The 15,437-nt window shown below is 60.8% G+C and carries 15 protein-coding genes; 9 read left to right on the forward strand and 6 right to left on the reverse strand.

Features of this window, described 5'->3' with window-relative positions; translation table 11 throughout:
* Positions 1-149: 149 nt before the first annotated feature.
* The 4 genes from B9Z48_RS01730 to B9Z48_RS01745 form a co-directional block, all read right to left on the reverse strand.
* On the reverse strand, positions 150-1,403 hold the full coding sequence (locus tag B9Z48_RS01730; protein WP_108376937.1) for a M20/M25/M40 family metallo-hydrolase: 1,254 nt from the start codon (positions 1,401-1,403) through the stop codon (positions 150-152).
* Complete coding sequence (uraD, locus tag B9Z48_RS01735) at positions 1,400-3,175, reverse strand: 2-oxo-4-hydroxy-4-carboxy-5-ureidoimidazoline decarboxylase (RefSeq protein WP_108376938.1); 1,776 nt, start codon at positions 3,173-3,175, stop codon at positions 1,400-1,402. The genes B9Z48_RS01730 and uraD overlap by 4 nt, the downstream gene beginning before the upstream one ends.
* 111 nt (positions 3,176-3,286) lie before the next feature.
* Positions 3,287-4,237, reverse strand: a complete 951-nt coding sequence (gene puuE / locus B9Z48_RS01740; protein ID WP_108376939.1) for an allantoinase PuuE — start codon at positions 4,235-4,237, stop codon at positions 3,287-3,289.
* A 16-nt stretch (positions 4,238-4,253) separates the two neighbouring features.
* The gene (locus B9Z48_RS01745; RefSeq protein ID WP_089953615.1) at positions 4,254-4,919 is read right to left on the reverse strand and encodes a GntR family transcriptional regulator; all 666 of its coding nucleotides are present in this window, start codon (positions 4,917-4,919) and stop codon (positions 4,254-4,256) included.
* A 170-nt stretch (positions 4,920-5,089) separates the two neighbouring features.
* On the opposite strand from B9Z48_RS01745, the gene uraH reads away from it, so the two are divergent.
* From uraH to B9Z48_RS01760, 3 genes are all read left to right on the forward strand, one after another.
* Complete coding sequence (gene uraH / locus B9Z48_RS01750) at positions 5,090-5,443, forward strand: hydroxyisourate hydrolase (RefSeq protein WP_089952974.1); 354 nt, start codon at positions 5,090-5,092, stop codon at positions 5,441-5,443.
* Between the two features lie 131 nt (positions 5,444-5,574).
* Positions 5,575-5,814 carry a DUF4160 domain-containing protein gene (locus tag B9Z48_RS01755; protein WP_108376940.1) on the forward strand — a complete coding sequence of 80 codons (240 nt, stop codon included), beginning with the start codon at positions 5,575-5,577 and terminating at the stop codon, positions 5,812-5,814.
* The gene (locus B9Z48_RS01760; protein ID WP_108376941.1) at positions 5,786-6,037 is read left to right on the forward strand and encodes a DUF2442 domain-containing protein; all 252 of its coding nucleotides are present in this window, start codon (positions 5,786-5,788) and stop codon (positions 6,035-6,037) included. The genes B9Z48_RS01755 and B9Z48_RS01760 overlap by 29 nt, the downstream gene beginning before the upstream one ends.
* Before the next feature lie 267 nt (positions 6,038-6,304).
* On the opposite strand, the gene B9Z48_RS01765 is transcribed toward B9Z48_RS01760, so the two are convergent.
* Positions 6,305-7,123: a PPK2 family polyphosphate kinase gene (locus tag B9Z48_RS01765; RefSeq protein WP_108376942.1), complete on the reverse strand. Its 819-nt coding sequence runs from the start codon at positions 7,121-7,123 to the stop codon at positions 6,305-6,307.
* A gap of 144 nt (positions 7,124-7,267) precedes the next feature.
* Between B9Z48_RS01765 and B9Z48_RS01770 the strand changes: the two genes are divergently transcribed.
* From B9Z48_RS01770 to B9Z48_RS01795, 6 genes are all read left to right on the forward strand, one after another.
* Positions 7,268-7,843, forward strand: a complete 576-nt coding sequence (locus B9Z48_RS01770; RefSeq protein WP_108376943.1) for a thermonuclease family protein — start codon at positions 7,268-7,270, stop codon at positions 7,841-7,843.
* 188 nt (positions 7,844-8,031) lie between these two features.
* Positions 8,032-9,504: a xanthine dehydrogenase small subunit gene (gene xdhA / locus B9Z48_RS01775; protein ID WP_108376944.1), complete on the forward strand. Its 1,473-nt coding sequence runs from the start codon at positions 8,032-8,034 to the stop codon at positions 9,502-9,504.
* Positions 9,505-11,865 carry a xanthine dehydrogenase molybdopterin binding subunit gene (gene xdhB / locus B9Z48_RS01780; RefSeq protein ID WP_108376945.1) on the forward strand — a complete coding sequence of 787 codons (2,361 nt, stop codon included), beginning with the start codon at positions 9,505-9,507 and terminating at the stop codon, positions 11,863-11,865.
* Positions 11,866-11,940: 75 nt separating this feature from the next.
* Positions 11,941-12,123 carry a hypothetical protein gene (locus B9Z48_RS01785; protein ID WP_108376946.1) on the forward strand — a complete coding sequence of 61 codons (183 nt, stop codon included), beginning with the start codon at positions 11,941-11,943 and terminating at the stop codon, positions 12,121-12,123.
* 78 nt (positions 12,124-12,201) lie between these two features.
* Complete coding sequence (locus tag B9Z48_RS01790; RefSeq protein ID WP_199233434.1) at positions 12,202-13,470, forward strand: MFS transporter; 1,269 nt, start codon at positions 12,202-12,204, stop codon at positions 13,468-13,470.
* 120 nt (positions 13,471-13,590) lie between these two features.
* Positions 13,591-14,817: an MFS transporter gene (locus B9Z48_RS01795; protein WP_233260983.1), complete on the forward strand. Its 1,227-nt coding sequence runs from the start codon at positions 13,591-13,593 to the stop codon at positions 14,815-14,817.
* A 54-nt stretch (positions 14,818-14,871) separates the two neighbouring features.
* Here the strand turns inward: B9Z48_RS01795 and B9Z48_RS01800 are convergent, their stop codons facing one another.
* Positions 14,872-15,435 (reverse strand): hypothetical protein, encoded by a 564-nt coding sequence (locus B9Z48_RS01800; RefSeq protein ID WP_368665907.1) that lies wholly within the window; start codon positions 15,433-15,435, stop codon positions 14,872-14,874.
* Positions 15,436-15,437: the final 2 nt, after the last annotated feature.

The raw sequence follows: 15,437 nt of genomic DNA on the forward strand, positions 1-15,437 counted from the left end.
TGACACTCAGAGTCGAATTCGCCGTCATTCAGACCGTCGCACACTGAGAGCAATACACATGACGCCAGAAACCAAGGCGCGCCAGTTCATTGCCCCAAAGCTTGAAAAAGCAGGTTTGCCTTTCTGAAGGTGCCTAAGCACCTTCAGTTTCAAGCCAGCAAATCCAGTAACGTCCGAGCCACCACCTTGGTCGCGCGGCGCAGGTCTTCCAGCTCCACATGCTCATCGGCACGTTTGGCGTTGGATTCGAGCACGGTGCGCGGCCCTGCGCCGTAGATCACGCCGGGGATGCCGCGCTCCACGTACAGGCGCACGTCGGTATAGAGCGGCGTGCCCAAGGCCGGGATGGCTTCACCGAAGACTTGCTCACCGTGTTTCTGGATGGCGCTGACCAGCGGTTGGTTGCCCGCCAGCGGTTTCATGGCGTTGGCCAGCAGCATGCGGCGCACATCCACTTTCAGCGCATGGCCACCGCGTGGGGGCTTGAAGCTGGCCGCAGCGTCGGCAATGGTTTGACGGATGGACGCCTCCACTTCGGCCGGGTTCTCTTCGGGGATCATGCGGCGGTCGAGCTTGAAGCTGACTTTGCCGGGCACCACGTTGGTGTTGGTGCCGCCTTCGATCAGGCCCACGTTCAGATAGGGGTGGGTGATGCCCTCGACCTTGGACGTGACCTTCAGGTATTGCGTGTTGAGCGCGAGCAGGGCGCTCAGGATGTGCACCGCGCCTTGCAGCGCGTCGGTGCCGCTGTCGGGGATGGCCGCGTGCGACATCTCGCCTTGCACGGTGACTTCCATTTGCAGGCAGCCGTTGTGTGCGGTGACCACCTGGTAGCTGAAGCCTGCCGCGATCATCAGGTCGGGTTGGGTCAGGCCCTTGGCCAGCAACCAGCCGGGGCCCATTTCGCCGCCAAACTCTTCGTCATAGGTGAAGTGCAGTTCCACGCCGCCTTTGAGCGGGGTCTTGAGTGATTCGAGTGCGCGTGTGGCAAATGTGAAGGTGGAAAAGTCGCACTTACTCACGGCGGTGGCGCGGCCGTACATGGCACCCCCATGGATCTCGCCGCCGTAGGGTGGGTGTGTCCAGCCTTCGCCGGGGGGCACCACGTCGCCGTGGGCGTTCAGGGCAATGGTTTTGCCTTCGCCATATTTGCGGCGCACGATCAGGTTGGTGATCGACTCCAGACCATAGGCGTTGACTTCGGAGGCAGGCACAGGGTGCTTTTCTGCGTCAAAGCCCATGGGCGCGAGCAGCTCGGCGGTGCGCTCGGCGTGTGGTGCGTTGTTGCCGGGTGGGGTGTCGGTGGACACCTGCACCAGAGCCTGCAAAAACTTGACCTGTTCGTCAAAGTGCGCGTCGATCCAAGTGTCGAGTTGTGCGTATTGTTGGGCGGTAGCGCTCATGACAGTTCCTGAGAGAGTTGGTTCAAAACATGGGTGAAAGCGTCGACACACAGTTGCATGTCGTCGCTGGTGGTGGATTCGCGTGGGTTGTGGCTGATGCCGCCGTTTTCGCCGCGCACAAACAGCATGGCTTGTGGCATGACTTCGTGCAGCTTCATCGCGTCGTGGCCTGCGCCGCTGGGCAGTTTGAAGAGCGGCACACCCAAGGCGCTCACGGCGCGTTCCCAGCGGGCTTGCCACTCGGGAGCGCTGGGCGCGGCGGCGGCGCTCATGGTGAGCTCGGCTTTGACGCGCACGCCACGGCGCTCGGCAATTTGGTCGAGTTGCGCCATCACGTCGGCCACCAGCGCGTCGCGCTGTGCATCGGTGGGGGCGCGCATGTCCAGGCTGAACAGGCAGCGGCCTGGCACGACGTTGATCGAGCCGTTGGGCACTTGCAGCTGGCCAATGGTGGCCACACTGTCGCCGTCTTTCGCGGCGCGTTGTTCCATGTAAAGAGCCAATTCGGCCACGGCGCAGGCGGCGTCGCGTCGGCGGTCCATGGGGGTGGTGCCCGCGTGGCTGGCCGTGCCCATGACTTCGCACAGGTAGCGCACGCTGCCGTTGATGGACGTGACCACGCCCAGCGGGATGTTCACTTCGTTGAGCACCGGGCCTTGTTCGATGTGGACTTCGATAAAGCCCAGGTATTGGGCCGGGTCGCGCTGGATGTTGGGGATGTCTTCAATGTTCAAGCCCGCGTGCTGCATGGCGGCGCGCATGGTGATGCCATCGGCGTCTTGCTGGTCCAGCCATTCTGGCTTGAAGTCTCCGATCAAGGCGCCAGACCCCAAGAAGGTGGCTTTGTAGCGCTGGCCTTCTTCTTCGGCAAAGGCCACGACCTCGATGCCAAAGGGAAGGCGCTGGCCTTGTTGGTGCAGCTGCTGCACGCAGGCCATGGGCACAAAAATGCCCAAGCGCCCGTCGTACTTACCGCCATTGCGCACAGTGTCGTAGTGGCTGCCGGTCATCAGGTATTTGCCGCCTGTGGTGGCCGGGTGGTAGCGGCCCACCACGTTGCCCACGGCATCGGTATAAACCTCGTCAAAACCGCAGTCGCGCATGTTTTGCGTGATGCGCTGGGCGCAAGCGCGGTGCGCGTCGGTGAGGTACGTGACGGTGAGTTGACCCAGTTCAGCAAAGCCGGGGTCGGAATGTTGCGCGAGTTGTTCTTGCCAGTCCCAGACCTGGTGGCCCAGCGTGGGTTCCGCACCGAACTTGTCGTTCAGCCGGATCTCGACGATGCGGTGGATGTTGCGCAGACACTCGGCCAACTCAAAGTCGGGGTGACCGAACAGGCGGCGCTCGAAGGCATCGATGATCTGTTTTTTGTTGTAGCCCATGCCGCGCGGACCACGCACCGCTAGGATGAAGGGCCAGCCAAATTTGGCGTTGTAGTCGGCGTTGAGCTTCTGGATCTTGGCGAACTCTTCGGGCGTGCAGTCGGTCAGGCCCGCCTTGGTTTGCTCGTTGGTGGACTCGGCCGTGAGCGACTTGCTCACCATGGCCTTGCCCGCCAGTTCGGGGTGGGCGCGGATCAGGCCCAGCTGCGCGTCGCGCCCGGCGTGTGCCAGCACTTCGCACATGGCGTGTTTGAGGTGCGCCAGCGAGGTGAAGGGGCGTTCGTTGAGCGCCTGCTCGGCGATCCACGGCGAATGCTCATACAGGCCGTCGAGCATCTGCGCGGCTTCAGCGTGCGATGCGCTGTTGAGTTGTTCAAGGGTCAAAGGCATGTGTGTCCTGGTGCTGTTTTTGACTTTTGTAGGAGCCCCGCCCTCGGGGCGATGACTCGTGGCCTGCGAGGATTCTTCGCGGCGGGGGCGCCGCTCCTACAGGGAATGGGCTTATCCAACATAAGGGTGTGTCGCTTTCCAGTGCCGCGCAATGTCGATGCGCCGCGCCACCCAGACCTTGTCGTGGGACTGGATGTGGTCCAAAAAGCGTTGCAGCGCGGTGATGCGGCCGGGGCGTCCCAGCAAGCGGCAGTGCATGCCGATGCTCATCATCTTGGGGGCGTTGTCACCACTGGGATCCCCCTCGGCATACAGCGCATCAAACGTGTCCTTCATGTACTGAAAGAACGGGTCGGCGTGCGAATAGCCTTGGGGCAGCGCAAAGCGCATGTCGTTGCAATCGAGCGTGTAGGGCACGATGAGTTGCGGCGCATCGGTGCCGTCCGATTTGCGCACCTTCATCCAGAAAGGCAGGTCGTCGCCGTAGTAGTCGCTGTCGTATTCAAAGCCGCCAAAGTCGGCCACCAGGCGGCGCGTGTTGGGGCTGTCGCGCCCGGTGTACCAGCCCAAGGGGCGTTCGCCCGTCAGCTTTTGAATGATCTCCATCGCCTCGGCCATGTGGGCGCGCTCGGTGGCTTCGTCGATGTTTTGGTAATGGATCCACTTGAGGCCGTGGCAGGCAATGTCGTAACCCAACTCCTGGAAGGCAGCGGTCAACTCGGGGTGCTTTTGCAGCGCGGTGGCCACGCCAAACACCGTGAGTGGCAAGCCGCGTTTTTCAAACTCCCGCAGGATGCGCCACACGCCCGCCCGCGAGCCGTATTCGTAAATGCCTTCCATGCTGATGTGCCGCTCAGGGAAGGACGCGGGGTTGAACATTTCAGACAAGAACTGCTCGGAACCCGCATCGCCGTGCAGCACCGAGTTTTCGCCGCCTTCTTCGTAATTCAACACAAATTGCACCGCTACGCGGGCGCCGCCGGGCCATTGGGCGTGCGGCACATGGCGGCCGTAGCCCTTCAAGTCGCGGGGGTAGGGGAGGGTGCTGTCATAGGTGCTCATGCTTGTACTCCGGGGGTCAGGCCAAGGCCAGGGAAATGTCGTGGGTGGGCACTTTGCGGTCAAAGGTCAGGCTTGCTTCGACGTGCAACAGGTGCTCGTGCATCAGGCGAACGGCCAAATCAGAGTCCTTCGCCTCCAGGGCGGCAACCAAGGCCACATGCTCGTCGGTGGAGTGTTCGGCCTCGTTGCGCGATTGGTACATCAGCGTGATCAGGGCGCAGCGCGAGATCAACTCGCCCAGCACTTGGGCCAGCACGTCGTTGTTCATGAGTTCGGCCATGCGCACATGAAAGTCACCCAGCAATTCGGTGCGCCCCGTGATGTCGCCCTGCGTGACGGCTTCGCGCTCTTGTTTGATGTGCTCTTTGAGGGTCACGATTTGTTCGGGCGTGACCTGCTGCACAAAGGCGCGGGTCATCTCGGCTTCGAGCATGCGGCGCACGGCAAAGACCTGTTGCGCTTCTTCAACCGAGGGGGCGGCTACAAATGCGCCGCGTGCGGGTTCGAGTCGGATCAAGCGGTTTTGCGACAGCTGAAACAGCGCCTGACGCACCAGCGTGCGCGACACGCCAAAGTGGTCGGCCAACTTTTGCTCGGCCAGTTTGGAGCCGGGCAAAAGCCGGTGCTCCACGATGGCGCGGGTCAGCGATTCGACGATGTGGTGCGTGGTGGAAGTTTCCATGTCTCGCGGTCCCTTGGGGGTGTGAACCCGGGTGTTTTTGTGTCGGTGGCGCAAATCATAGCCGCCGAAAGCAAAATTGTATACACTTCGGTCGACCGGTTTGAAGGGCTTTTGAAAGCCTTTCCAAAACCACCCTTTTTTGACCCCCATTCAAGACAAGCGAGCACACCATGGGATTGAGCACACACGTTCTGGACACCATGCACGGCTGCCCCGCCGCGGGCATGCAGGTGGCCCTCTACACCACACAAGGCGATCAGGCCACTTTGGTCAAAAGCTTCACCCTCAACCACGACGGCCGCAACCCCGACGGCATGCTCTACGACCACGCCAGCCTGCGCAAAGGCACTTACCGCTTGGTCTTTAATGTGAGTGACTACTTTAAAGCCAAAGGCGTGGAATTGCCCGAGCCTAATTTCCTGAACAAAGTCAGCCTCGACTTCGGCGTGGCCCACGAAGACCAGCATTACCATGTGCCACTGCTGGCCAGCCCGTGGAGTTATTCGACTTATCGGGGGTCTTGAGGTTCGCGAGAGGCAGGTCAGACCCCAATTAGCCCTGCGCCTGCTTCTTCACCAGTTACGACATGTTTGATCTGTGGTCATGTTTGACTGGAATTCAACTTTTATTCGGTAAGTTCCGTTAGAGTCCTTTGATGGCACCGACTGTTGTTCGCGATGGCGCATTTCGTTTGTTCTTCTTTTCGAGAGAAGAGCCTCGTATTCATGTGCATGTTGCACACCCAGACGGAGAGGCAAAATTTTGGCTTACCCCGGTGGTTGCCCTTTCAACGTCCACCGGGTTGTCAACAAAACAGCTCAAGGAAGCCCAGTCGGTGGTTGAGTCACACCTGAAGGAAATTCAAGATGCATGGAATCACCACTTCGGTGGCTGAAGTCACCAATGTGTCCAAACACGGCTTTTGGCTGCTGTTGGGCGATGAGGAACTGCTTTTGCCTTTTGATCAATTCCCATGGTTCAAGCAGGCCACCGTTGAGCAGTTGACAACTGTGGAGTGGCCAACGCCGGACCACTTGTATTGGCCGCAGCTGGATGTGGACTTGTCTGTGAGCTCTATTCGCAGGCCGCAAGATTTTCCCTTGGTTTCGCAGCACTAGCCTGCGCAATGCCATTGAAGTTTGGATGAACCGAATTTTGAGGCTTCGTTCAACCGCCTGACTCGGCTAAGCTGCAGCCATGATGAGGTCTTTGTTGTTCGTTCTTGCGGTGGCTTTGTCGGCATGCGGCGGCGGGGACGGCGCGAGTTTTGCGCCTGCATAGGGCAACATGCATTGCAGCGTGAACGTGGGCCAGCAGCAAAATTGGGGTTCGATCGGTCCAACCCCGATAAATACAGCCTAAAGACCGTTTAACTTGAGGCGGGCTTATTTCAGTTCGACTTTGGACAGGTCAAAACTGGGCTTCGGTGTCTTCAGTTTCATGTTTTCCAGGGTTTGCACGATCAGCCCGGCCACGAAGCTGTCGCGGTAGGGCTTGCAGTCGGCGGGCACCACATACCAAGGGGATTCGGGTGTGCTGGTGGCGCTCAGGGCCTCTTCATAGGCTTGGGTGAATTGGGGCCACAGCTCGCGGTCGTCAAAGTCAGAAGGCTGCAACTTCCAGTGTTTGCGCGGGTCGTCCAGCCGGGCTTGCAGGCGTTTTTTTTGCTCGGATTTGGAAATGTGCAAATAGCACTTCAACACCGTGATGCCTGCGTCTTGCAGCAAAGATTCGAAGTTCAAGATGTGGTTGTACCGTTGTTGGCAAGTTTCCTCGTCAATCAAGCCCCGCACTCGGGTGACCAGCACATCTTCGTAGTGGCTGCGGTTAAAAATCACCATTTCGCCCCGCGCAGGCGCTTTGGCGTGGATGCGCCACAAAAAGTCATGGCGGCTTTCCAGCTCGGTGGGCACGCCAAAGGCTTCGGCCCGCACGCCCAAGGGGCTGACGTGGGTGAAAACGCTGCGGATCACGCCATCCTTGCCCGCGGTGTCCATGCCCTGAAACACCACCAACAAGCCCCGGGTTTTCGCTGCGTGCAGGGTGCTCTGCAGTTTGTCGAGCTTTTGGCCCATGTCTGCCAAGTGCTCTTCCAATTCTTTGCCAGAGGCTTGCCCTTTGGCGGGGGGCTCGGTGTCAAAGTCTGAGAGTTTGCATTTGCTCTTGGGTGAGACATACCAAGGGGTGTAGTCAGTGTTGGGCATGGGGACAGTTTAGGCGCTCAGTCAGCGTCAGCTCATCTGTTGGCGCGTTGGACTATTTTTGAGCACTGGTCTGGGCCACCATGATTTGGAGGGGCGCCCCTATTTTGGCTTTGCGTACGTGCCTGGCTCGGCTAAGCTGCAGCCATGATGAGGTCTTTGTTGTTCATGATTGCAGTGGCCCTGTCGGCATGCGGTGGCGGGGACGGTGCGAGTTTTGCGCCTGCATCGGGCAACACCCATTGCGGCGTGAGCGTGGGCAAGCAGCGCATCACTGGCACGGTTACATCGGTGCACGACGGCGACACGATCACCGTGGGCGGTGAGTCGATCCGGCTGGCCAGCATCGACGCCCCTGAGTTGGATCAAGCCTATGGGCCATCGTCCAGGGCGAACTTGGCTGCCATGGTTTTGGGCCAGAGCGTGACCGTCACGTATGCCCAAAAAGACTTCTACGATCGGGTGGTGGGCACTGTCTTCAAGTCTGATTGCAGCCCCGTCAATTTGAACCAGGTTGCGTCGGGTGCGGCTTGGTATTACGAAGCCTACCAATGCGAAATTGACATCCGGCAACGCCAAGCCTATGCAGCGGCGCACTCAGCGGCCCGCACCGCCAAAAAAGGTTTGTGGGCCAACGTCGCCGTGGCCCCTTGGGTGCACCGCAATGGGGTGGAGGCCAAAGTGCCCGTTTCTTGCCCCAATGGGGATGCGGCTTCGGATTGAATGCGGGCGCTTTGTCTTGACCCAGGATGTTTGGGCAAGACCCAGGGTGTTGCAACCCCCCGTTTCAGGAGATGGAGGACGAGCCAAACGGCCAGCGACCCCCACAAATCCCCTAAAAACCCGCCATCCCAGCCCGCGCTTCCTTAGAATCGGGGGTCTTACCGTTTATTTACCCCACCCCCCGCACCATGACCCAAGTCACCAACACCGTGCGCTTTGTGCTCGACGGCCGCATCGTCGAAGCCCAAGGCGAGCGCCGCACCACCACCGTTCTGGACTATTTGCGTGAGCAACTGCACCGCACCGGCACCAAAGAGGGCTGCGCCGAAGGCGATTGCGGCGCTTGTGTGGTCATGGTGGGTGAGCTCAACGCTGCAGGCACGGGCGTGGACTATGTGGCGACCAACGCCTGCATCCAGTTGCTGCCTTCGCTGGACGGCAAATCGGTCAAAACCGTCGAGAGCCTGAAAAAAGCCGACGGCACGCTGCACCCGGTGCAGGAAGAAATGATCAAGTGCCACGGCTCGCAGTGCGGCTTTTGCACCCCCGGCATCGTGATGAGCCTGGTGAACCTGGTGCAGGTCTTGCCCATGCCCAACCGCCAGCAGATCACCGATTCGCTCAGTGGCAACCTGTGCCGCTGCACCGGCTACAAGCCGATCATCGATTCGGCCACCAAGGCCTGCGCCAAACCCGAAGCCTTGAAGCTGGACGACAGCGCCGATGTGCCGCTGCTCAAAGAAATCAAACGCGCCAGCGTGCCCACACTGAGCCTGGACGGCGACATCATCGTGCAGCCCGTGGTGCGTACTCGCAAAGGCAATGAGTTTGTCTCGCCCGCCACCCTCGCCGAAGTGGCCGACTACCTGGTCAAGAACCCCACCACCACCCTCTTGGCAGGCAGCACCGAAATCGGCTTGCAGGTCAACAAGCAGTTCAGCCGACCCGAGCACATCATGTATTTGGGCAACGTCAAAGAGCTGCGCCAAGTGACCGAGACCACCAGCGCATGGCGCATTGGTGCGGCCGTGTCGCTCACGCAAGTCGAAGCGCTGGTGGCCCAGGCTTACCCCGACTTCACCGAAGTGCTGCGCCGCTTTGGTTCGCCTCCCATCCGCTCCACGGCCACGCTGGCGGGCAACATCGCCAACGGCTCGCCGATTGGCGACACCATGCCTTGCCTGATGGCGCTGGGTGCCAGCTTGGTGCTGCGCCGTGGCGACAAGACCCGCAAGGTGCTGCTGGACAACTTCTACACCGGCATGAAGAAAAACGTGATGGAGCCCGGTGAGTTCATCGAAGCTGTGGAATTGCCCAAGCCCGTGGCAGGCCAGGTGTTCCGCGCCCACAAAGTGAGCAAGCGTTTTGAACAAGACATCTCGGCCACCTGCGCGGCCATCAACTACACGCTGAAAGACGGCAAGTTGAGCGGTGTGAAGCTGGCCTACAACGGCCTGGCCCCATCGCCATGCCGTGCGCCCAAGCTCGAAGCTGTTCTGGAAGGCCGTGCGCCTGCCGACGTGAAATCGGCCGACCTGGACGCCGCCATTACCGCCAGCTTCACCGCCCGCGACGGTCTGCGTGCCACTTGGGCCTACCGCGCCTTGGTCGCCCGCAACTTGGTGCTCGAATTCATTGAAGAACAGAAAGAGGTGGCTTGAATGAACGCTCCTACCCCCATCAAAAACCTGTTGCCTGCTTCTGACGTTCAGCAAGGCAAAGAACTGGTGCACGAGTCCGCACACCTGCATGTGACCGGATCTGCCACTTACATCGACGACATCCCTGAGCACGCGGGCACTTTGTATGCCGCGCTCATCTTGTCGCCCGTGGCGCATGGCGAGCTGATTGGTGACGGCATTGACCGCGCAGCCATCCTCAAGGAGCACGGCGTCGTGGCGGTCTACACCGCCAAAGACATTCCCGGCGAAAACAATTGCGGCCCCATCATCCACGACGATCCGTTCTTGGCTGCTGGCAAGGTCGAGTTTGTCGGCCAGGCTGTGGCCGTGGTAGTGGCGCGTGAAATGCTTTACGCCCGCGAAGCCGCCAAAAAAGCCAAAGTGCTGGTGAAAGAACTCACGCCCATCTTGACCATCGAAGAGGCGATGGCCGCCAACAGCTTCATCATGCCGCCCAAGGGCATCACGCGTGGTGACGCCGCTGCCGCCATTGCCAACGCGCCCCACAAAATCAAAGGCAGCACCAACACCGGTCAGCAAGAGCAGTTCTATCTGGAAGGCCAGATCACTTACGCGGTGCCCAAAGAAGACGGCCAGCTGACCTTGTACGTGTCGACCCAGCACCCCGACGGCAACCAGCGCGAAGCCGCCCACGCCCTGAACCTTCACACCAACGATGTGGAGGTGATCTGCCGCCGCATGGGTGGTGGCTTTGGTGGCAAAGAGGGCAACGCCAGCATCTTCAGCCAAAGCGCCGCCTTGGCCGCGCACAAGCTGCAAAAGCCGGTCAAGCTGCGCGTGAACCGCGACGACGACATGACCATCACCGGCAAGCGTCACGATTTCCGCATCGACTACGAAGTGGGCTTTGACGACAACGGCCGCGTTTTGGGCGCCAACATCACGCTCATGTCGCGCTGCGGTTACAGCACCGATTATTCAGGCCCGGTGAACGACCGTGCTTGCCTGCACATCGACAACACCTACCACCTGCCCGCGCTCAAGCTGGTCAGCCACCGCTGCAAAACCAACACCCAAAGCGCCACCGCTTTCCGCGGCTTCGGCGGCCCACAAGGCATGTTTGGCATCGAGACGGTGATGGACGAGATTGCGATGACTTTGGGCAAAGACCCACTGCAAGTGCGCAAGCTCAACCTCTACAAAGACCCGGCCATCAGCGGCTCGCCAGACACCATGACCACCCAATACAACCAGCTCATTGAAGACTGGGTGGGTGACAAGGTGATCGACCAGGTGGAGCAGGAATCCAAATACGCCGAGCGCCGTGCCGCCGTGCACGCCTTCAACGCCAAGAGCAAAACCCGCAAGCGTGGTTTGGCCTTGGTGCCGCTCAAGTTCGGCATCAGCTTCACCGCGACTCACCTGAACCAGGGCGGTGCATTGCTGGTGGTCTACATGGACGGCTCGGTCAGCTGCAACCATGGCGGCACCGAAATGGGCCAAGGCCTGAACACCAAGATGGCGCAAGTCTGTGCCGATGGCTTGGGCATCAGCGTGGACCATGTGCGCATCACCGCCACCGACTCGCAAAAAGTGCCCAACGCGTCGGCCACCTCGGCTTCGAGCGGTGCCGACATCAACGGCGCGGCCATCATGAACGCGACGATGCAGCTGCGCGAGCGCTTGAAGCCCGTGGCGGCCCGCATGTTGGGTTGCGCTGAAGGCGATGTGACTTTCGCGAACAACGAAGTCCACGGCGGCGGTAAAGCTGTGAAGTGGGCCGCTGTGACCAAGCAAGCGTACATGGAACGTGTGGGCTTGTCGGTCACGGGCTTCTACATGACGCCCGAAATCAAATATGACTTTGCGACCCTGAATGGCCGCGCGTTTTATTACTACTGCTACGGCGCTGCCGTGAGCGAAGTGGAGATCGACACCCGCACCGGCGAGTGGTGGCTCAAGGCCGTGGACATCGTGCACGACGTGGGCCGCAGCATCAACCCCGCATTGGACAAAGGCCAGATTGAAGGCGCCTATGTGCAAGGCATGGGCTGGCTCACCATGGAAGAGTGCATTTGGGACAAGAAGGGCAAGCTGCTCACCCACGGCCCCAGCACTTACAAAATTCCGGTGGCGGGCGACATCCCAGAACACTTCAATGTGAGCTTGTTCGACAACGCCAACTTGAAGCCCACACCGTTCAACAGCAAGGCCACTGGCGAGCCGCCATTGATGTTGGGTCTGTCGGCCTTCTTCGCCTTGCGCGACGCGGTGGCCGCCAGCGCCGACCACAAAGCCGTGGTCTACATGGACGCCCCGGCCACACCCGAGCGCATCCTGATGGCTTGCGAAAAAGCCAAGGCCACTGCAGGGTTGTGATGGGTTGAGCCGGATGCCTGAAACAGTTTCAGGCATCCTGTCACTTTGATCCTAAAAGCCCACAGGAGCAGGCCCATGTCAGACGATCCACGGTGCTGCGGCACCGGCACTTGCATCATCAACGCCGAAGGCCTGTGCTGGTGCGGCCAGCGCTGGGATGGCGAGAAGATGTGTTTCATGGCTGAGCCTGCGGCGCAGCCAGACCGCCAAGCCAAGAGCGACACATCTCCACAGTCGCCTCGCGCCGGGCAGGATTGAGCGCATGAGCGGCCTGCACCCGTGCCCCGGCCGCTGTGCGCTGTTGACCCATACTTTGTTCTGCACAAGGCCACGGCTGTGAGCCAGGCCACGCCGACGGCTGAACCTTCACCCGCCATGCACTGGCGAGACCCGTTCCGGGTCCGCAGTTTCCGCTTTCAGTGGCCTGCCGACCTGGCCACCTCCTGGGCCTTCGAGATGGAGTCCATCGTGCTGGGCTGGTTCATCCTGGTCGAATCCGGCTCGGTGATGATGCTGGTGGTGTTTGGCTCCTTGCAGTACCTGGGTTCTTTGGTCTCACCCATGTTTGGTGTGGCGGGCGACAGGTTGGGTTATCGGCGCATGCTGGTCCTGTCCCGTGCCCTGTATGCGGCCTTGGCCGCTACCTTCATGCTGCTGGCCTGGCTGCAAGCGCTCACGCCCATGATCGTGTTGTGCATGGCGGCCTTGGCGGGCCTGGTGCGCCCCTCTGACATGATGATGCGCAACGCCTTGATTGCGCAGACCTTGCCGCCCCGGCATTTGTTGGGCACTTTGGGCATTTCGCGCATCACCTCGGATTCAGCCCGCATTGCGGGTGCCTTGGCCGGTGCCGGTGTCGTTGCTTGGCTGGGCATGACCTGGGCCTATGCCCTGATCACGGCGCTTTACACACTCAGCTTTGTGCTCTCGCGCGGGGTGTCGGATGTGCCGGCTCCAGCCCGTGACACCGTGCGCGTGTCGCCCGTGCGGGATTTGCAGCAGGCTTTTGCTTACGTGTGGACGCGCCCGGTGCTGATGGCGGCCATGTCCTTGGCCTTCTTGGTCAACCTGCTGGCCTTTCCCTTTTCTTTGGGTTTGCTCCCCTATGTGGCCAAAAATATTTACCTGACCGACCAGACGGGCCTGGGCTGGTTGGGGGCGAGCTTTGCCTTTGGCGGGCTGGTGGGTTCGGTGGTGCTCAGTTCTCACCGCTTTGCGTTTCGCGCCGCGCAAACGATGGTGCTGGCGGGGGCGGTTTGGTTTGCGGTGGATGTGCTGCTGGCCTTCAGCACCCATTTGGGGGTGGGCATGGCTTTGCTGTGGGTGGCGGGCTTGGCACAAAGCCTGAGCATGACACCGCTGGCGGCCGTGATGCTGCGCGTGACCGAGCCCGCCTACCGCGGCCGCGTGATGGGCATGCGCATGCTGGCCATCTGGGGCCTGCCTTTGGGTTTGCTGCTGTCGGGCCCCTTGATTGTGCGCTGGGGCTATGCCGCCACGGCTGGTGCGTATTCTGTCCTGGGCTTGCTGCTCACGGTTGCCATGGCGGTGTATTGGCGGGCGCACATCTGGGACGCCAAAGCCCCAGCCAACGCGCCGTTGTGAGTGCAGCCTGATGCTGTCACGCTGTGACCAAAGCGACAGCGTTCAAATGGCCTTGAGCGCACAGTGCTGGTGCATCCTGGCCCGGGTAAATAAGCCTGTGTCTGAAAGCTGAAATTGACCATGACGACCTTGACCTCTTCTGCCGCCCCCGTGCTCGAAGCACCCGCCGACCACCCCCGCATGGTGCGCGGCCTGCTCAACATCGCGCACGCGCTGGACCATTTGTTTTTGCTGATTTTTGCGGCGGCGGTCAGCACCATCGCCCTCGACATGGGCATGGCCCAATGGCAAGACCTGATGCCTTATGGTGCGGGTGCGTTTTTCATGTTCGGTCTGGGTTCTTTGCCCGCTGGGCGCTTGGGCGATTTGTGGGGCCGCCGCAGCATGATGCTGGTCTTCTTTTTTGGCATTGGCGCGGCCTCCATCCTCACGGCCTTCGCGCAAACGCCTTGGCAGCTGGCTGGGTGCCTGACGCTGATCGGTGTGTTTGCCTCCATTTACCACCCGGTGGGCATTCCCATGCTGCTTGAGCGTTCGGCTAACCCAGGCGCGACCATTGGCTTCAACGGTCTCTCAGGCAATCTGGGCGTGGCCGTGGCCGCCTTGCTCACCGGCTTTTTGATCCAGTGGCAAGGCTGGCGTGCGGCCTTTGTTTTGCCCGGCTTGGTGGCGCTGCTGTGCGGCTGGCTGTTTGCACGCGCCTGCCCTCAAGAGGTCTCGTCGCCCGCCAAGCGCAAGGGCGGGGCCAAGGTGAGTCTGCCCCCGCCCTTGCTGATGCGGGCCATGGTGGTCATGACGGCAGCGGCCGTCACCAGCAGTGTGTTGTTCAACTTCACCACCAACGGCAATGGGCCTTTGATCACCGAGCGCTTCAAGGGGGTCATGGAAGACCCGGCCAGCTTGGGCCTCTTGCTGGCTCTGGTCTACGCCGTGGCCTCAGTCGCCCAGGTGGTGGTGGGGCACCTCATCAACCGGTTTCCGCTCAAACGCTTTTTCATGTTCATGGTCTTGGCGCAGATTCCCATGCTGGTATTGGCCTCGCAGGCGCAGGGCTGGTGGTTGTTTGCGGCGCTCATTGGGGTGATGGTGTTCATCTTCGGGGCCATTCCGTTCACCGATTTCATGATCGCCCGCTATGTGGACGACCGCTTGCGCTCGCGCGTGTCGGGCATGCGCCTGGGCGTGTCGTTTGCGGTCAGCTCCTTGTCGGTCTGGGCCCTGGGGCCGGTCGTCAAGGCCATGGGCTTTGGCAACTCGCTCTTGCTGCTGGCGGGTTTTTCGGTGGCCACTACGCTCATTTTGACTTTGCTGCCCGGCGCGGCCCACGAGCGAGAACAGGCGGCTTGAAGCCCCCGTTGCAGTTGTACCGGCTTTCTCAGGTCTTTCGGTGGGCGTGCGCGCTCAATCCTGACCTTCGGTCAGGGTGTCGAGTTGGAATTTGCCGCTTTTGTGCCACAGCCACACATCGGTATAGGTGACCTGGCTCATGTGGTAGGGAACAGGGTAGGGTGCAGCGGCTTTGACCATGCGCTCGATTTGTTGCATCACTTGGGGTGCATGGCGGGGTGCACGCATCCAGTGGATGGACTTGACTGAACCGTGCCGATCGATGTCCACGTTGAGCACGCCAACGGCCTCCAGCATCGGGGGCAGGCGACCTTTGTAGATGTGTTGGCTGTGTTGAGCGTAAAGGTGTGAAGCGGCTTCTCTTCGGTAGTCTTTGGCATTGCGAGCTGCTGATCGGACGGGCTTCGCAGGCGGCGGCTCCACCACACTGGGCTGGACAACCATGGGTTTGTCCGGCGGAGCTTGAACACTGGGGCGTGCTTCTGGTTGGGGTGCGGGTTTGATGGCGGGGCTTGAGCCGCAACCACTCAAGCAACTCAGGGCGGCGGCACCCAGAGACAGCAAGGTCAGAGTCAAGGGGCTTCGGTCTGCACTCTGGTGTCGTTGCATGTGTTTCATCG

The sequence above is a fragment of the Limnohabitans sp. WS1 genome (assembly GCF_003063265.1).
GTDB lineage: Bacteria > Pseudomonadota > Gammaproteobacteria > Burkholderiales > Burkholderiaceae_C > Limnohabitans_A.